The sequence below is a fragment of the Litoreibacter sp. GN1-5 genome (assembly GCF_055693805.1).
The window spans coordinates 477876-496452 of the sequence record NZ_JBVFUP010000001.1 but is presented as its reverse complement, the minus strand read 5'-3'; the positions used below and the strand labels follow the sequence as shown (position 1 = coordinate 496452).

General features: G+C 55.5%; 15 protein-coding genes and 2 pseudogenes. 13 read left to right on the top strand and 4 right to left on the bottom strand.

The window, feature by feature from the left end; genetic code table 11:
* Positions 1-32: 32 nt before the first annotated feature.
* Positions 33-1349 carry a DEAD/DEAH box helicase gene (locus ACZ1HF_RS02535; RefSeq protein ID WP_472656033.1) on the top strand — a complete coding sequence of 439 codons (1317 nt, stop codon included), beginning with the start codon at positions 33-35 and terminating at the stop codon, positions 1347-1349.
* 50 nt (positions 1350-1399) lie between these two features.
* On the opposite strand, the gene der is transcribed toward ACZ1HF_RS02535, so the two are convergent.
* Genes der through ACZ1HF_RS02520 form a run of 3 tightly spaced genes read right to left on the bottom strand, consistent with a single transcriptional unit; the run spans position 1400 to position 4921 of the window.
* Positions 1400-2857, bottom strand: a complete 1458-nt coding sequence (gene der / locus ACZ1HF_RS02530; protein WP_472656032.1) for a ribosome biogenesis GTPase Der — start codon at positions 2855-2857, stop codon at positions 1400-1402.
* Positions 2858-2907: 50 nt separating this feature from the next.
* Complete coding sequence (locus ACZ1HF_RS02525; RefSeq protein WP_472658962.1) at positions 2908-4296, bottom strand: PQQ-like beta-propeller repeat protein; 1389 nt, start codon at positions 4294-4296, stop codon at positions 2908-2910.
* Complete coding sequence (locus ACZ1HF_RS02520; protein ID WP_472656031.1) at positions 4274-4921, bottom strand: hypothetical protein; 648 nt, start codon at positions 4919-4921, stop codon at positions 4274-4276. The genes ACZ1HF_RS02525 and ACZ1HF_RS02520 overlap by 23 nt, the downstream gene beginning before the upstream one ends.
* A 250-nt stretch (positions 4922-5171) precedes the next feature.
* On the opposite strand from ACZ1HF_RS02520, the gene ACZ1HF_RS02515 reads away from it, so the two are divergent.
* The 11 genes and pseudogenes from ACZ1HF_RS02515 to ACZ1HF_RS02465 all read left to right on the top strand — a co-directional run bounded on the left by ACZ1HF_RS02515 (position 5172) and on the right by ACZ1HF_RS02465 (position 16301).
* Complete coding sequence (locus ACZ1HF_RS02515) at positions 5172-6326, top strand: efflux RND transporter periplasmic adaptor subunit (protein WP_472656030.1); 1155 nt, start codon at positions 5172-5174, stop codon at positions 6324-6326.
* Positions 6323-10002, top strand: a pseudogene (locus ACZ1HF_RS02510) (efflux RND transporter permease subunit). Before ACZ1HF_RS02515 ends, ACZ1HF_RS02510 begins: the two are co-directional and overlap by 4 nt.
* A gap of 67 nt (positions 10003-10069) precedes the next feature.
* Entirely contained in the window at positions 10070-11101 is a 1032-nt protein-coding gene (gene alr, locus ACZ1HF_RS02505; RefSeq protein ID WP_472656029.1) for an alanine racemase, read from the top strand.
* Positions 11098-11871, top strand: a complete 774-nt coding sequence (locus tag ACZ1HF_RS02500) for an MlaE family ABC transporter permease (protein WP_472656028.1) — start codon at positions 11098-11100, stop codon at positions 11869-11871. Before alr ends, ACZ1HF_RS02500 begins: the two co-directional genes overlap by 4 nt.
* Complete coding sequence (locus tag ACZ1HF_RS02495) at positions 11868-12614, top strand: ABC transporter ATP-binding protein (protein ID WP_472656027.1); 747 nt, start codon at positions 11868-11870, stop codon at positions 12612-12614. The genes ACZ1HF_RS02500 and ACZ1HF_RS02495 overlap by 4 nt, the downstream gene beginning before the upstream one ends.
* 81 nt (positions 12615-12695) lie before the next feature.
* Positions 12696-13052: a hypothetical protein gene (locus tag ACZ1HF_RS02490; protein WP_472656026.1), complete on the top strand. Its 357-nt coding sequence runs from the start codon at positions 12696-12698 to the stop codon at positions 13050-13052.
* 76 nt (positions 13053-13128) lie between these two features.
* A complete protein-coding gene (locus ACZ1HF_RS02485; RefSeq protein ID WP_472656025.1) occupies positions 13129-13560 on the top strand; it encodes a paraquat-inducible protein A in 432 nt (143 codons plus the stop codon).
* Positions 13557-13907, top strand: coding sequence for a hypothetical protein (locus tag ACZ1HF_RS02480; RefSeq protein WP_472656024.1), 351 nt, complete (start codon positions 13557-13559; stop codon positions 13905-13907). The genes ACZ1HF_RS02485 and ACZ1HF_RS02480 overlap by 4 nt, the downstream gene beginning before the upstream one ends.
* 45 nt (positions 13908-13952) lie before the next feature.
* Complete coding sequence (locus ACZ1HF_RS02475; RefSeq protein WP_472656023.1) at positions 13953-14267, top strand: hypothetical protein; 315 nt, start codon at positions 13953-13955, stop codon at positions 14265-14267.
* Between the two features lie 34 nt (positions 14268-14301).
* Positions 14302-15671: pseudogene (gene radA, locus ACZ1HF_RS02470) on the top strand (DNA repair protein RadA).
* Positions 15672-15683: 12 nt separating this feature from the next.
* Entirely contained in the window at positions 15684-16301 is a 618-nt protein-coding gene (locus ACZ1HF_RS02465) for a CvpA family protein (protein WP_472656022.1), read from the top strand.
* Between the two features lie 60 nt (positions 16302-16361).
* Here ACZ1HF_RS02465 and ACZ1HF_RS02460 read toward each other — a convergent pair whose 3' ends face one another.
* Entirely contained in the window at positions 16362-16898 is a 537-nt protein-coding gene (locus ACZ1HF_RS02460) for a pseudouridine synthase (protein WP_472656021.1), read from the bottom strand.
* 139 nt (positions 16899-17037) lie between these two features.
* Between ACZ1HF_RS02460 and purF the strand changes: the two genes are divergently transcribed.
* Positions 17038-18525 (top strand): amidophosphoribosyltransferase, encoded by a 1488-nt coding sequence (gene purF, locus ACZ1HF_RS02455; RefSeq protein WP_472656020.1) that lies wholly within the window; start codon positions 17038-17040, stop codon positions 18523-18525.
* Positions 18526-18577: the final 52 nt, after the last annotated feature.

The window sequence follows — 18577 nt, the reverse complement described above, 5'->3', positions numbered from 1 at the left end:
TTGCAGGCATATTGTCTTTGAAAGGACATAGATTGACTAAATTCGAAGCCCTCGGCCTTAGCAAAAAGCTATCCGAGAAACTGGCCGAAAACGGCCTGATCAACCCGACCCCTATTCAGGAAGAGGCGATCCCGATTGTCTTGTCTGGCCGCGATGTCACGGGCTTGGCCCAGACCGGCACCGGTAAAACCGCAGCTTTTGGCCTACCTCTGATCCATAACCTGATGAAAATAGGCACAAAGCCCGCATCCAAAACTGTCCGCGCTTTGATCCTGGCCCCAACACGGGAACTTGCAAAACAGATCTGTGATGCGCTGAAGCTGTTTCAGGGCGGCGGGCATCTGAAGATCAACATGGTCGTAGGTGGCCTGTCCATGAACGCTCAAAAAAAAGCGCTGGAGCGTGGTACAGATGTGCTTGTCGCAACGCCTGGTCGCCTGATCGACCTTTTGGAACAACGCGCGCTGACACTGGATGATGCCAATTATCTGGTACTGGACGAGGCGGATCAGATGCTCGACATGGGCTTTATTCATGCACTGCGCCAGATTGCGAAGCTATTGCCGTCCGAACGCCAAACATTGCTGTTCTCAGCCACCATGCCAAAACTGATGGAAGAACTTGCCGGCACCTATCTGAACCACCCGCGCCGCGTGCAGGTCGCGCCCCCTGGTAAGACCGCTGACAAGATCACGCAATCCGTGCATTACATTGCCAAAGCGGCCAAGAATGATCTGCTGATTGAGTTGATGGACAAACACCGCGACGATCTGGCGCTGGTGTTCTGCCGCACCAAGCATGGGGCCGAAAAGCTGAAGAAGCTACTTGAAACCAAGGGCTTTGCCGCAGGGTCAATCCATGGCAACAAATCGCAAAACCATCGTGACCGCGCCTTGACAGATTTCAAAGCTGGGAAATTGCGCGTGCTGGTTGCGACCGATGTGGCTGCGCGCGGCATCGATATTCCGGGCGTTGGTTTTGTCTATAATTATGACCTGCCCAATGTCCCGGAAAGCTATGTGCACCGCATCGGCAGAACCGCCCGTGCAGGTCGTGAAGGTGAAGCGATTGCCTTCTGCGCGCCGGATGAGATGGGTGAAATTAAAGCCATTGAGAAACTGCTGAAAATCACGATCCCCGTGGCCAGTGGCCGGCGTTGGGCCCGATCTGAAGAGGAACAAAAGCCCAAACGTGGCGGTGGTGGGCGTCGCGGTGGCGGCGGTGCAAAGCGCGCAGGCGGAGCACAGCAGTCAGGTGCAAAACCTGAGCCTTCCAATGATGCATCTGGCAAACCCAAACGCAGACGGAACCGTCGCAGACGCGGTCAAGGGCCTAAGGTCGCAGCCTAAAGATCACTGGAGGCTGCAAAGCCGGGTCTGCAAGACCGGGGGCTACACGCTTAATCGCGCCGCCCTTCGATATGTTTACGCAATTTCGAGGGCCCCGGTTTTTTGCGGCCCTTGAAAGGGTTGGCCTCGTTCTGGCTCCGCATAAACAGGCGAATTGGTGTGCCGGGCATGTCGAAATCCTCGCGCAGGCCGTTGACCAGATAACGCGAATAGCTTTTGGGCAGCAAATCCGGATGCGACGCCATAACCACAAAGCCCGGCGGACGTGCTTTGGCCTGCGTCATGTAGCGCAGTTTGATGCGTTTGCCTTGTGGCGCAGGGGGTGGGTGTTGCTCTAGCATACCGACCAGCCAGCGATTGAGCGCTGCGGTCGGAATGCGGCGGTTCCAGACTTCATGCGCCTCAAGAATAGCCTCGCGCAAACGATCCAGACCGCGCCCGGTAAGCGCAGAGACCGTGATCAACGGCGCGCCGCGCAGCTGCGGCAAAAGGCGGGTGAATTGCTCTTTGAGCTGGCGGAGCTTGTCCTGCTTTTCGCCCTCAAGATCCCATTTGTTAACAGCAAGCACAACAGCCCGACCTTCACGCTCGGCCAGATCAGCGATGCGTAAATCCTGCTGTTCAAACGGAATGTCCACATCAAGCAAAACCACAACCACTTCGGCGAATTTTACTGCGCGCAGGCCATCTGAAACGCTTAACTTCTCAAGCTTGTCCTGCACTTTGGCTTTTTTGCGCATGCCAGCCGTGTCAAAAATACGGGTGGGCATACCGCCCCAATTGGTCATGACTGAAATAGCGTCACGGGTGATACCGGCCTCTGGCCCAGTTAACAGACGCTCTTCGCCAATGATCTTGTTGATCAAGGTGGATTTACCTGCGTTCGGGCGACCGACAACAGCAATTTGCAAAGGTTTAGAGGCGGTTGGGGCCTGATACGCAACCTCTTCCTCGCTATCTTCTTCAATCGTCACGTCTGTCTCGGGCTCGGCCACGGGCCCCGTTTCTTCTGCCAGTTCGATCAATGGGCGCAGGGCGGCGGCAAGGTCGGCCATGCCTTCCCCGTGTTCGGCAGACAAACCAATGGGATCACCCAGACCCAGAGAATAAGCCTCGATCAGACCCGCCTCGCCTGCTTTCCCCTCGGCCTTGTTCGCCGCAAGGATCACATTGGCGTTCTTCTTGCGCAGGATATCGGCGAAAATCTCATCGGCGGGTAACAGACCTGCGCGTGCATCAATCAGGAACAGGCAGGCGTCGGCCATACCAACGGCCCGTTCCGTCAGCGCGCGCATACGACCTTGCAAGGATGCATCCGTGGCCATCTCAAGGCCAGCCGTATCGATCACCGTAAATTTCAGATCACCCAGCCGCGCGGCACCTTCACGCAGATCACGCGTCACACCGGGTTGATCATCAACCAGCGCTAAGCGCTTGCCCACCAGACGGTTGAACAGCGTGGACTTGCCAACATTGGGACGGCCAACAATGGCCAGCGTGAAAGACATAAGATATGCTCCGAAAGGGGATCAGGAGCGCGTCATACAGGCAAAAGCCTCTAACGGAAAGCGGCGAGTTGCCCTTTGTCGGTAATCACATAGAGCGTGCGGTTCACAACAATCGGGTTAGACGCGGCACCACCCGGCAGATTTGTCGTGCCTACCAGCCTGCCAGTTGCCGGATCATAGCTGCGGATCACGCCATCATTGGACGCAACGATCAAACGCCCCCCGGCAAGGATCGGGCCGAAATGGGCAAAGACTGCCTTGCGACGCTTGATCCGTTCCTTGACGAAGTAGGGCAGATCGACACCCCAGATTTTGCTGCCGGTTTCAGCGTCCAGACGGATCAGTTCAGCTTGTTCAGAGATCAGAAAGACCGAGTCGCCTGATGGCCAGACCGGGCTGTACGCCCCTTCGCTTGCGGTCCAGATACGGTCGCCCGATGCGGCTTCAAGTGCTACGACACGCCCGCCTTGGTTGGCAGCGTAGATACGGTTGCCGAAAATCACCGGATCGCCAGTAACGTCCGAGATGTTGGCATAAGCCCTGCCGCGCCGTTGTCCTGCGACAGAGGACCCCCAGACGCGAATACCCGAGGTTTTCAAAGCCGCAGAAACTTCCCCCGAACCAAAAGGGAATATCGCCAGACGGTTTGAAACCGCAGGCCCTGCCCCACCAGTGATCACGGCTTCGCTAGGGGTTCCGGGCAATTGCCAGCGAATACGTCCCTGTTTGACGTCCAGTGCCCAAGCGCTGCTGTCACGGCTGACAACATAGACGAGCCCGCCTGCCACAGTTGGCGCAGCCGTGATCGGGGCATCAAGTTTCTGGCGCCATATCGTTTTGCCGTCCGAGGCGCTCATAGCATACAGCTCACCGAATCCGGTCGTGGCGAAAATCACACCATCGGCAAAAGCCAACCCACCCCCAGACGCATCACGTTCCCTGTCCGTGACACGGATCAGCTGCTTGTTCCATACGACATTGCCATTAGGTTTCAGCGCGGTGACACGTGATTGCGAATCCATCGCAAATATCAGCCCACCCCCGACAATCGGGTCAGCCGTGATCCGCGCGCGGCGTTTATTGCCTTCTCCGATAGACGTGCTCCAGACCAAAGAGAGGGACGAGCCAAGGGCAGGATGGGTGATCTTGTGGGTATTGTTGCCGCTGCGATGGGTCCAGTTAGCGTGGTTTACTTGTGCAGGGGCTGAAAAAGCACGCGTAGCCTGCGTGGCATCTGTTGATTGCTCCGCCCCAGTCGCGCGCGGATCACGAATGTCAAATCTTTCTCCGTCAAGAATGACTTCCTTTTCGCCGCATGATGCAAGCACCATAAGGGTTAGCCCCAGCATTGCCCGTTTTGAGAAGATCACCGCGCCCGCGCCCCTGTATTTTGTTTCGTTTGACACGCCAGCAAGCTTAACCAGCTTCCAGATTGCCACCAAGGGCAACAATCAACTCTGATGCACGGCGTTGCAAGCCCGGAGTGATACCCGCGTCAATCAGAAGATCACGCAGGATTACAACCGCCTCATCAACCTTGCCAGTTTCGATCAAAACCAGTGCTTTTTGCTCTTGCGATAGCAGCCGGAACGGCGCACCAGGGCCGCTAAGCGCATCAAATTCAGCGATACGCTCTTGTGCAGGCGTATCACGCGGCAAGGCCAGCGCCTTTTTAAAGGCGGCCAGATCCCGGTATATTGGCGGAACATCGCCGAGCGTCTCGACCTGCTCCAAAGCTGTAATTCCGCCGCTCGTAGCACCTTCGTTCAGCGCCGCTGCAGCGGCCAGATGACCTGCAACTGCCGCCTGCGATGGATCAGAGGTCTCAATGGCCCCAAGAGCCTCGGCAGGGTTTTCTGCATCAATACCAGATAAAATACTGTCACCGAAGGCTGCTGCCGCCGCCCGCTCATTGGCCTTGCGCCATTCATTCACGGCGGCTCCGCCGACGATCAGAACGATAGCGACCCCGCCAATCCAGCCCCAACGCTTGAGAACAAGGAATAGCTTGTCCCGACGGACCTCTTCGGTGACTTCCTCGATGAAGCTGTCTGTATTGCTCACGTAAACCTCCGCACGGCATTTGCCGAATTCATCTGCTCTTACCCCGAAGCTGCAAAGCTTGCCAAGGGGCAACGCGCAGTCAGTGTGCGCCCATGCAAGACACTGCCACTTGCACAAAATTCTGTAAAAAAGTAATCTGAACCGGTCGGTTTAGTGTATTGCATATTGAGAACAACTTGCCGGGTGTGGGCGATGTGCTTATCTGAAAAACAACAACACCAATATGGCCGATTATCGGCAAGGTAGAATTATGCGTATTTTTTCGATCATACTTGCTGCGGTAGTTGCATCTGCTTTGTACCTGATGGTGTTCGAGCGTGATCGCCTGATGGCTTTTGCCGTCAATGATGGCGAGGCTGTTCAGACCGAAGCCCCAGAGCCCGAGCAAGCGGATGCACCCGCTGATGAAAACGACACGCGTATCGTGTCGGTTATTGCCATGAAATCTGAGGCTGAAAAAATCGACAGCGTTGTGTTACTGCGCGGCAGAACAGAGGCTGCACGTCAGGTTGATGTCCTTGCAGAAACGACTGGCCCGGTCAAATCAGAGCCTCTGCGTAAAGGAACTTACGTCGAAGCTGGGCAATTGATGTGTGAAATCGACCCCGGTACGCGCCTTGCTGCGCTGAACGAAGCCGAAGCCCGGCTGACTGAGGCAGAGGCGCGGCTTGCGGAAGCCGAAATCAACGATAACGCCGCCAGAAAGCTCAGCGAGGGAGGGTTCGCAACCGAAACCCGCGTGGCAGAAACCCGCGCTTCCGTGCAATCTGCCCGCGCTGGCGTGCAAGCCGCGGATGCCGGTCTTGCAGTTGCGAAAAAAGAAATTGAACGTTTGCAGGTCACAGCACCTTTCGCGGGTCTTCTTGAAACCGACACGGCAGAGCTAGGCACCCTGATGCAACCGGGTGTACTGTGCGCAACGATCATTCAACTCAACCCGATCAAGCTGGTGGGTTTTGTGCCAGAAACCGAAGTGTCCAAGGTTACAGTTGGCGCCCCGGCCAAAGCGCGCATGACATCGAATGAACAGGTCGAGGGTGAGGTTATCTTCCTGTCGCGCTCAGCCGATCCTGAAACACGCACCTTCCGCGTCGAAATTTCTGTGCCAAACGAAGACTTGAAAATCCGCGACGGCCAGACCACCGAAATCCTGATCTCGTCAGAAGGGCAAGCTGCCCACCTGCTGCCGGCCTCCGCCTTGACGCTTGATAACACCGGTACGCTGGGTGTTCAGATCGCCGATGGTGACAAGGCTCAATTCGTTCCTGTGTCAATTCTGCGTGATACGTCCGAAGGGGTCTGGGTCTCTGGTCTTCCGGTTGCGGCAGATATTATTGTTGTTGGGCAGGAATATGTAACAGATGGCGTGCTGATTGATGTAAGCTACTCGGAGCCGGTACAATGATCGGCATCGTCGATTGGGCGGGTGCCCGCGCCCGAATGATCATCGCCTTTATTGTGATGTCCATTGTTATCGGCTGGGCAGCCTATACCAACCTTCCAAAAGAGGGCGAACCGGACATTGAAATCCCGGCATTATTTGTCTCGGTTCCATTTCCCGGCATTTCAGCTGAAGACAGCGAAAAGTTGTTGGTCAAGCCGATGGAATCCAAATTGCAGGATCTGGATGGCTTGAAAACCATCACAGGTACTGCGTCGGAAAACTACGCCGGTGTTGCGCTTGAGTTCGAATTTGGCTGGGACAAGACCAAAATTCTTGCCGATGTCCGGGATAAGATGAGCCAGGCTGAGGCGGAATTCCCAACCGGAGCCGAGCAATACTCGATCAACGAGATCAATTTCTCTGAATTCCCCATTGTGATCGTGGCTTTGTCGGGCGACCTGCCTGAACGCACTTTGCTACGCGTGACCAAGGATTTGCAGGATACACTGGAAGCCTTGCCACCCGTGTTAGAGGCAGGTCTGGCCGGGCATCGCGACGAGATGCTTGAGGTGATCATCGATCCACTGGCGCTTGAGGCCTATAATGTCAGCGCCAGCGATCTGATCAATGTGGTCAGCAATAACAACCTTCTGATTGCAGCAGGTGAAGTAGACACGGCGCAGGGCGCTTTTGCAGTAAAAATCCCTTCGTCTTTTGACGAACCGCGCGATGTATACGATTTGCCGGTGAAGGTGAATGGCGACAGCGTCGTAACACTTGGGCAGCTCGCCGATATCCGGCTCACTTTTGAAGATCGCGTTGGAACGGCAAGGTTCAACGGCACCGATACGGTTGCGCTGCAAGTGGTGAAACGCAAAGGCTACAATATTATCGATACCAGCCAGCTTGTGCGTAAAGTTGTTCTTGAAGAACAGGAAAAATGGCCTGACGAGTTGCGCGATGCAATCCGCGTTGATGTCACGCTGGATCAGTCCAAGACCGTCGATAACATGGTCAAACAGCTTGAAGGGTCGGTCCTGACCGCAATTGCGCTGGTGATGATCGTGGTTCTTGCCTCGCTAGGCGCGCGCTCGGCCTTGTTGGTGGGATTCGCTATTCCGACCTCGTTTCTGTTGTGCTTCATCCTGCTGGGGCTGATGGGGATCAGCATTTCCAACATTGTGATGTTCGGTCTGATCCTTGCTGTAGGGATGCTGGTCGATGGCGCAATTGTGGTTGTGGAATATGCCGATAAACGCCTGCAGGACGGCGCAGGCCCGATGCAGGCCTATACCGATGCCGCCAAGCGAATGTTCTGGCCTATCGTGAGTTCGACCGCAACGACACTGTGTGCCTTCCTGCCGATGCTGTTTTGGCCGGGCGTTCCGGGCGAGTTCATGGGGATGCTGCCTGTCACGCTTATTTTTGTTCTGTCGGCGTCATTGATCGTGGCGCTGATCTATCTGCCTGTTATGGGGGGCGTTGCTGGCCGCCTGAGCGATTTCTTTTATCGCCGTGCTGAGACTTTCAAAAACATGCGCTGGTATTTGCACGTGCTTTCCTTTGTGGGCCTTGCGCTTGCTATCTTGGTTGGCGTGGCTGGTATCAGCGTGACGACACCTCAAATCGGGGCTACCTTTGGCCGTATCGACGGAACAAACATACTGGGCTCTGTGATCCCGCAGATATCAATTGCGCTAGTGGCTTTGTTGGCTTTGCTCGTCTCGGCAGGCTTGGCGCTGGCAGGTGTTTTGTACCTGTTCTGCGCTGTTTTAGGGGTTGTAGCCCGCTTCACAGGGGGTGTGACACGCTTGTTCACATCAAGACGCCAAGAGGATCGGCACAAACTGAAATCGGGCTATCGCCGCACCTTGTTCGGGCGCTTCACAGCGCTGATTGCTCATAATCCGATTATGCCGCTGGCGGTGCTTTTTGGCATAGCAATTTTCGTTTCCTGTACATTTTTTATCTTCACAAATAATAGCAAAGGTGTCGAATTTTTCGTCGAATCCGAGACCGAACAAGCCATTGTTTATGTTCGCGCGCGGGGCAATTTGTCGCTTGATGAAAAAGACGCTCTGACATCTCGGGTCGAAGCTGTGATTTCCGAAGTGGATGGCATCGACTCGATCTTCGCGTTCGCTGGCGAAGGTGGGCTGAATACGAATACCGGCGGCGCAAGCGGACCACTGGACACAATCGGGCAGATCCAGATTGAGCTGGCTGAATGGGGGACGCGCCGCGATGATATCGAAATCCTGGATGATATTCAGGCCCGCATGGACAAAATCCCTGGCATCAAGACCGAAATTCTCAGCCAGGACCGTGGCCCTGCACAGGGCAAGCCCGTCAATTTGCGACTGAAAGGCGACAATTGGGAGGATCTGCAAGAAGCCACTAATATCGCCCGAGCCAAGTTCGAAAACACGGCTGGTCTGATTACCATCGAAGACACGCTTCCCCTGCCCGGTATCGACTGGCAGATCGACGTCGATGTAGAGGCCGCAGGCCGTTACGGCGCGGATGTGGCCACCGTTGGCGCAATGGTGCAGCTTGTGACCCGCGGATTGCTGCTGGATACGATGCGCGTAGATTCATCAGACGAAGAAATCGAAATCCGCGTGCGCCTGCCCGATGCAGAACGCGTGCTGTCCACCCTTGACGGCCTCAAAGTGCGTACACCTGACGGGTTGATCCCGCTGTCAAACTTCATTTCCCGCAAGCCTGTTCCGAAACTGGGTCAGATCGACCGGGTCGATCAATCACGCTACTTCGATGTGAAAGCAGATGTGGCCCCCAATCTGACCAATGATGACGGTCAGCCGATGACCGCGAATGAGCGGATCGCCTATATCACAAACTGGATTGAAGAAGAAAACCCCTTACCCGCTTCGGTCAGCTTCGAATGGGCTGGCGATCAGGAAGAGCAGGAAGAAAGTCAGGCATTCTTGTCCTCTGCTTTTATGGCGGCTTTGGGGCTGATGTTCATCATCCTTTTGGCACAGTTCAACAGCTTTTATAATTCTGTCCTCGTCCTTTTGGCCGTTGTTTTGTCAACCACGGGCGTATTGATCGGAATGATGGTTATGGGGCAGAAATTCTCGATCATCATGACCGGCACAGGCATTGTCGCGCTGGCTGGTATTGTTGTGAATAACAACATCGTGCTGATCGACACCTATCAGGAATACAGCCGCTACATGCCCCGACTGGAGGCCATCGTGCGCACAGCAGAGGCCCGTATCCGTCCGGTCCTGTTGACCACAATCACCACGATGGCAGGCCTTGCGCCAATGATGTTCGGGTTGAGCCTGGATTTCTTCGGGGTGGCTATTCGGTGGACTCGCCCACAGCACTTTGGTGGAAACAGCTTGCCACCGCAGTTGTGTTTGGCCTTGGCGTCGCCACAGTATTGACGCTGGTGCTGACCCCGGCCCTTCTGGCCTTGCGCGAATGGATCACCCTTGGGGCCTACAGTTCACTCAAACAACTCAGAGCCCTTGGTGGCCGCGGATCACGATCAGCCCGCGATCTGGCGCTGCAACGCTCTGCACGAAAAGTAGCCGACCCGCTTTTGCTGTGGTCAGAACCGGATGTGCCGGAGCCTGAAGCAGACGCTGGCGCGGCCCAGGCCGAACGTAAAGAAGAAACCCCACAAAAACCCACAAAAAATCGCTCCCTTCGGGCGGCTGAATAAGGCCGGGCAGCGTCTTGAGATGTTTTTGCGCTTGACCTCATATACGGCCCTGTCAAAACCGTGACCCATGGGAACGGCAACTCTTACCATTGATCTAAGCGCCATTGCGGAAAACTGGCAGGCGCTTGACCGGCTCAGCGGGGTCGAAACGGCTGCCGTCGTCAAGGCTGACGGGTATGGCATTGGGGCAGGCATAGCCGCCAAGACTCTGGCCAAGGCGGGCGCGCGCCGGTTCTTTGTGGCTGTGACCGAGGAAGGTGCCGCGCTGCGCGCCGTGTTGGGCGCTGGCCCCGAGATAAATGTATTCTCCGGACATATGAAGGGTGATACGCAAACCCTGTCAGATCTTGAATTAACGCCGATGCTAAATTCGCCCGAGCAGATTGCGCGCCATAAGACCCACCTGCCCGACCACCCGTTTGGTCTTCAAGTGGACACAGGCATGAACAGGCTTGGGATCGAAGCCTATGACTGGCAACCCGAAATGGCCGAAGGTGCCACATTGGTGATGAGCCATCTGGCCTGCGCTGACACCCCAGACCACCCGATGAATGACGCACAACTGAAGACATTCCTCGACATGACGGCAGGTTTGCGTATCCCACGATCACTAGCGGCAACAGGGGGTGTGTTGCTGGGCGCGGGGTATCATTTTGACCTGACACGGCCCGGTATCGGTCTCTATGGTGGGCTTCCCTTCGCCGATGCACAGCCGGTTGTTTCGCTCGATCTGCCTGTCATCCAGGCCCGTCGTGTCAGAAAAGGGGAACCTGTCGGGTATTCCAACACATGGACTGCGCAAGAAGACAGCACAATTGCAACCGTCTCGGCGGGCTATGCTGATGGCTTGATCCGCGCCATATCCGGCAAAGCCACGCTTTATGCAGGCGATACCCCCTGCCCGCTTGTGGGTCGCGTCTCGATGGATTTGTTAACGGTGGATGTGACACATCTGGACAAAGTGCCGGATCGCCTAAGCCTGCTTGCGCCCCAGCAAACCGTCGACCAGCTGGCCGAGGCTGCAGGCACAATCGGCTATGAAATCCTTACCAGCCTTGGCCACCGCTATGCGCGCCGCTATGTCGGGGCACCTTCATGAAGTATCTTGCCGCGCTTGGCCACATCACTCTGGTAGCACTTGCGGCCATCGGGCGCATCACGCTCTTTGCGCTGACAGCGCTGTCCAATCTTTTGCGGCCACCTTTCTATGTGAAAGAAATCGGCCATGCGCTTATGTCCATTGGGTATTTCAGCCTTCCTGTTGTCGGCCTGACCGCCTTGTTCACCGGCGGCGCGCTGGCGTTACAGATTTATGCAGGTGGCGCGCGGTTCAACGCTGAGGCCGTCGTGCCGCAGATCGTTGCCATCGGCATCGTGCGAGAGCTGGGCCCTGTCATGGTCGGCCTGATGATCGCAGCGCGGGTAACGTCGTCTATCGCGGCCGAGATTGCCACCATGAAAGTGACCGAGCAAATCGACGCGTTGGTCACGCTCTCGACTGACCCGATGAAATATCTGGTCACACCCCGCGTTCTGGCCGCGATTATCGCCGTGCCCCTGCTGGTTGGCGTCGGTGACACGATCGGTATCATGGGCGGCTATATTGTGGGTGTGCAGACACTGGGCTTCAACCCGGTAACATACCTGAATAACACCGTAGATTTCCTCGACGCGATCGATATCACGTCCAGCTTGACCAAAGGCTTGGCCTTTGGGCTGATTGCCTCGCTGATGGGGTGCTATTACGGCATGCATTCAGGCCGTGGTGCGCAAGGTGTGGCAGCGGCGACGCGCGATTCCGTTGTTGCCGCCTCGATCTTGATCATCGCAGCTAATTTCGTTCTGACGGGGGTATTTTTCTCGGCATGATACGATTTGAAAATATCCGGAAATCCTTTGGCGACAATAATGTCTTGCGCGGCGTGAATCTGCATATTCCCAAAGGCGAAAGCATGGTGGTCATCGGCGGTTCGGGCACCGGTAAATCGGTTGCGCTGAAATGCGTACTGGGGCTGGTGACACCGGATACAGGCAAGATCCTCGTTGACGGTAAGGATGCGACCAAAGGCGATCATGACGCCTTTCTGGCGCGTTTTGGTATGTTGTTTCAAGGTGGCGCGCTGTTTGACAGCCTCAGCGTCTGGCAGAACGTGGCGTTTCGCCTGCTGCGTGGTTCCTTAAAACGACCCGCAGACGAGGCGCGCGAGATTGCCATTGAAAAACTGCGCCGTGTGGGTCTGAAATCCGATGTCGCGGACCGCTACCCGGCCGAACTGTCAGGGGGCATGCAAAAGCGCGTCGGTCTGGCCCGCGCCATCGCAGCAGAGCCCGAGATTATCTTCTTTGATGAACCCACCACAGGCCTTGACCCGATCATGGCGGGCGTGATCAACGACCTGATCCGCGAAATCGTGGTTGAGATGGGCGCAACCGCCATGACAATCACCCACGACATGACATCAGTGCGTGCCATTGCTGACAAGGTTGCCATGCTTCATGACGGTGTCATCAAATGGACTGGGCCGGTTGGCGAGATGGACAATTCAGGCGATCCTTATCTGGATCAGTTCATACATGGACGCGCCGAAGGGCCTATTGAAGCAGTTCGGTAGCGTAATGCAGAAGGTTTTCTTATATTTGCCATGTTTGGGTGACAAATCATCCTCCCAACCAAAGACTAAGGCAGGAAAATAATGGATATCGAAACCGTCAGCATCTGGATCATGATTGTCAGCTTCAGCTACCTGCTGGCAGGGCTTCTGGCAGTTGCGGTTATTGGCTACCGGCAAGCGCAGCTTGTGGTCGCTGTAAAACATTTGCTGAAGGAAATGATACCGTTCCTGATGCTGATGGCTTTTGGGCTGCTGTTTGCAGTGTTCGTCGAGACGAACCTGCCCCTTCTGGCCGCCGCCGTCGCTGCGTTCTGGACCGGCACCAATTTGCGTTATGAGGTCATTTCATCCGGTGCCAGCACCCGCGCCTACGACATTTTTCTGGCTGCACTGACCCTTGGCAGCGCTGTGGTGGCTGGTGTGATGTTATTCAGCTAAAAGTGTGTCGCGGCCTGCTGGAAGGTATGTTTATGGCTAATCGCTCTCCCGCGCATGTCACAATAAATAGAAAAACATGACCATTATCAAGCTTCTCAACCTGTCCCTTCTGGTCCTGTTCCCGCTTTCTTGGGCAGCGCCTTTATTGAAAGCTGGTCTTCTCCCGTTCTTCAGCCTTGATGAAATCTCGGTTCTCACCGGGCTGCAATCGCTTTGGGAAAAGGACATTTTTCTGGCCGTACTAGTGACATTCTTTGCTTTGGTAGCCCCTTACCTGAAAACCATCGGCCTGGCGTTAGTACATTTCGATCTGGCTTCGCCAAAACTGCTGCCAATATTTGCCATTATGGGCAAGCTGGCCATGGCAGATATTTTTCTGATCGCATTATACATCGTAGCCGCCAAAGGGGTTGGCGTGGGCCGGTTAGAGACCGGGTGGGGTTTGTATATGTTCACCGCCTGCATATTTCTGTCGATTTTCTGCTCATATATGAGCAGCAGGAAGTGAATAAAGCACATGAACTTGCTCTCTTGCTGACCACGGGACCGTCATGGGCGATGCTGTGGTCAATTTACCGAAGCACCAAAACATATGGTCTGGTGCGCGCGAATTCTGTCATCCTTACTGCTGCAACGCTGATTGGCATCCTGTCTGTCCTGCAGTACCTTGTTCTGAGGACGATCTGGGTTGATATAAATCTGATGGTCGCGCTTTCACCAGTGATCGGCAGCATCTGCGTTTTCACCGGGCTCGTTGCAATGTGGAACGACCCGCATGTGTCAAAAATTCTACCCTTCATACAAGCGGTTTTCGGCTTTCTTCTGATTATCGGTCTTCCATGGCAGGGCGTCTAAGGTATACAATGTAACAAACTGATTTAATTAATTTTCTGGAATCATATGATGCTTGATCTATTGATCGGGATTGTCCTTGCCGCGCTGCTTTTCGCAGCTTTTCTATGGCAGCTTTACAGAGCAGTCGTATTAAAAGGTGTCGGGCGGATCATCGCGGCAGGGCTTTGTGTTGCAACAGTTTTGGGAATGGTCAGCCTAAGCTATCTTATGCCCTTTCTCGCTCAAGCCGCTGGTATATGTTGTCTTATCCTTGGATTGGTAGCCATTTGGCGTGATCCAGGCTGGGCAAAGCTGTTGCCGCTGGTTCAGGTCGCCTTCGGCATCCTTTTGATATTCGGCTTGCCGTTCGGCAGTGTCTGACGCATTTTCGCGCCAGATAGTGCAAGGATATCTTATGGCCAAGGCCCCCTCTTTCACCTGCACCGAATGCGGCGCATCCCATGGCAAATGGTCAGGGCGATGCGATGCCTGTGGCGCATGGAATGCCATCATTGAAGAGGTGCCACTGTCATCGGGTCCAGCCAAAAAGACCCTTGGCACAGCCCGCGGCAAGCAGATGGAACTGAGCACCTTATCCTCGACCGAAGCCCCTCCGGCGCGCGCATCCTCCGGCGTAGGGGAATTGGACCGCGTGTTGGGCGGCGGATTGGTCGAAGCTTCGGCAATTCTGGTCGGCGGCGATCCGGGGATCGGAAAATCCACCTTACTGCTACAAGCCGCAGCACGGTTTGCGCGCAATGGGATGGACGTCATCTATGTCTCGGGCGAAGAAGCAGCGCAGCAAATCCGCATGCGTGCCAGCCGTCTGAACCTGCAGGACGCGCCGGTCCAACTTGCGGCAGAGACCAATCTGCGCAATATCCTGACCACGTTGGACAAGGAACACCCGCAACTTGCCGTAATCGACTCAATTCAGACCATGTGGGCGGATAACGTGGAAAGCGCGCCCGGATCGGTCTCGCAAGTCCGCGCAGCGTGCCATGAATTGATCAGTTTTGCTAAAAAACGCGGCACATCAGTGATTCTGTGGGTCATGTGACCAAAGAGGGCCAAATCGCCGGCCCGCGCGTGGTTGAGCATATGGTGGACACAGTTCTCTACTTTGAGGGCGAGCGTGGCCATCAGTTCCGCATCCTGCGCGCAGTCAAGAACCGGTATGGCCCAGCCGACGAGATCGGGGTGTTCGAGATGACCGGACGTGGGCTTACCGAGGTCACAAACCCCTCCGCTTTATTCCTGTCAGATCGCGACAAACCGGCCCCCGGATCGGTGGTTTTCTCAGGAATTGAAGGGACGCGGCCCGTTTTGACCGAGATTCAGGCGCTTGTCTCGCCCTCGCCCCATGCGCAGGCCCGACGCACCGTTGTCGGGTTGGACGGCCAGCGTCTGGCAACTATTTTGGCGGTACTGGAGGCCCGTTGTGGCATTCCCTTTGCAGGCTTGGACGTCTATCTGAACGTCGCCGGAGGTATGCGTGTCATCGAACCTGCCGCCGATTTGGCTGTTGCCGCTGCGCTACTTTCCGCGCGAGAAGATGCCGCTTTACCCCCTGACACGGTTGTTTTTGGTGAAATCAGCCTGTCAGGTGCGTTAAGACCTGTTACACAGGCTGAAAATCGGTTGAAAGAAGCCTCAAAGCTTGGCTTTTCGAATGCCATTGCGCCCGTGCAGAAGAAATTGGGCGCTGTAAAGGGAATGACACTGCGGACGATGCCGGACCTGATCACTTTCGTGAACGAGATTTTTGGCGACGGACAAAGTTGAGGGAGTAAAGGTATGGATTTTACAATAATTGATGGAGTGGCAGCGCTTGTCATTCTTATTTCAGCAATATTAGCCTATTCGCGCGGCTTCGTGCGGGAATGCTTATCGATTGTCGGCTGGGTTGCTGCTGCGGTTGTGGGCTATCTGTTTGCAGCACAGGCCAGACCTCTGGCACAGGAAATCCCGTATCTCGATACATTGATCGAAGGCTGTGAGCCTGCAACGATTGCAGCATTTGCCCTGATTTTCGCGGTGGCCTTGATTCTGTTCTCGATCTTCACACCGATCTTCTCAGGCGCTGTGCAACGCTCGGTTCTGGGTGGGCTGGATCAGGGGCTTGGTTTCCTGTTTGGTGTTGCGCGGGGTGTGTTGCTGGTCGTCGTCGCGGTGCTGATCTATGACCGCGTCATTGCTGATCAGGCCATTCCAATGGTTGAAGACAGCCGTACCAAAGAACTCGTCGGGCAAATGTCGCAACCGATCAACGACGCAATTCCTGTCGATGCACCGGGTTGGATTGCCCAGACTTATGATGATCTCATTGCAAGCTCATGTGGTCCGACAAGCGGTGGCGGCAATACTGGTGGCGACACAGACAGTGCAACACCACCGGCATCGACTGACAGCTGATCCAAACATACCAAAATGGCGGCTCATACGGGGCTGCCATTTTGCGAAACAGCGAATACATCAAACTTCTCGGTATGTGCCGCTGTCTAGCCCTTCTATTCCCCATTGTCCTATCTGCGTGCGTATCAGCCTGAGCGTTGGATGACCGACGGACGCCGTCATACGCCGCACCTGGCGGTTGCGCCCTTCTGTTATGATCAGCTCAAGCCAAGTGTCAGGCACCGTCTTGCGGAACCGCACGGCAGGCGTGCGCGGCCAAAGCCAATCTGGCCCATCTACGATACGGGCTTTGGCCGGGCACGTCTTACCATCCTTTAGCTCAACCCCATCGCGCAGTGCAGCCAAGGCCTGATCAGACGGTGTCCCCTCGACCTGAACCAGATAAGTCTTGGGTAATTTATGCTTTGGATGCGCAATCTTCGCCTGCAACCGACCGTCATCCGTGAGGATCAATAACCCTTCGCTATCACGATCAAGGCGCCCCGCCGCATAGACATCCGGCACATCAATGTAATCCGACAAGGTTGCCCTCGCCTGCCCGTCTGTGAATTGCGACAACACACCGTAAGGCTTGTTAAAAAGAATGATCCGCGCCATGAGCTATGTCTTGGCATGATCTGTGCCGTTGCGGCAACTCGCAAAACACAGATAAATGCGTCCAACTGCCTCGTGACTTTACGAACAGAACCGCCTATCTCTGTCACAAAGCTGTCACGCGGATTCGGAGCTGCCCTAAATGAACCAACCGGACATCCCTCAGCCTGAAGCTGGCTGGCTGTCGCACCCCTTTGATGATGACAAGCTGAAAGAGGAATGCGGCATATTTGGTGTGGTCGGCGTAGCTGATGCCGCGAATTTCGTAACCCTTGGCCTGCATGCCCTGCAACACCGCGGTCAGGAAGCGGGGGGTATCGTCGCCCATGACCCCAAGCAGGGCTTTAACTCGGCCCGCCGATTTGGGTATGTGCGCGATAACTTCACCTCTCACAAGGTGATGGAAACGCTGCCGGGGCCGCTGGCTATTGGCCATGTGCGCTATTCTACGGCGGGCTCCAAAGGGCAAACGGCAATCCGCGATGTACAACCGTTTTTCGGGGAATTCTCGATGGGCGGGGCAGCCATCGCGCATAATGGCAATATCACAAACGCAGATGCGCTTAGACGCGAGTTGATTGACCGTGGTTCGATCTTTCAATCCTCCAGCGACAGCGAATGCATCATCCACTTGATGGCTCGTTCAATGGGGCGCAGCATTCCTGACAGAATGGAAGAAGCCTTGCGCAAGGTAGAAGGCGCGTTTTCCGTCGTTGCCATGACCCGGACTAAGCTGATCGGTGTGCGCGATCCGCTGGGCGTCAGACCACTTGTTCTGGGCAAGCTAGGCGATGGTTGGGTTCTGTCATCTGAGACCTGCGCACTGGATATCATCGGGGCGGAGTTCATCCGAGAGCTTGAGCCCGGCGAAATGATAGTGATCACTGGCGGCGTGGTGGACAGCACCTTCCCCTTCCGCCCAGCAAAATCACGCTTTTGCATTTTTGAGCATGTCTACTTCTCACGCCCCGACAGCATCATCGGCGGACGCTCGGTCTATGAAACCCGCCGCCAGATCGGCGTAGAGCTGGCAAAGGAAGCCCCGGTCGATGCGGATATTGTGTGCCCCGTGCCGGACAGCGGCACCCCAGCAGCGATTGGCTTTAGTCAGCAATCCGGCATCCCCTATGCCATGGGTATTATTCGCAACCAGTATATGGGTCGGACATTTATCGAGCCGACCGAGCAGATCCGCAATATGGGCGTTCGTTTGAAGCTGAACGTCAATCGGGCTTTGATCAAGGACAAGCGCGTTATTTTGGTTGACGACAGCGTGGTGCGCGGCACGACATCACGCAAGATCAAGGAGATGATCCTTGATGCAGGGGCCGCAGAAGTGCATTTCCGCATCGCATCGCCCCCCACTGCCTGGCCGTGTTTTTATGGTGTGGACACGCCACAGCGCGAAAAACTGCTGGCGGCAACAATGTCCGAGTATGAAATGCGGGATCACTTGCAGGTCAACAGCCTGAAATTCATCTCGCTTGACGGGCTCTATAAAGCCGTGGGCGAAGCGGCGGGCCGCAACCCAGACACCCCTCAATATTGTGATGCATGCTTCTCGGGCGAATATCCGATTGCGCCCAGCGATATGATCACAAAAGGGTTCGAGCTGAAGGCGGCTGAATGAAGGGTTCGCGCAGGCTGCGCCGGATCAGAAAAACACCATTGCCTGATTGGAT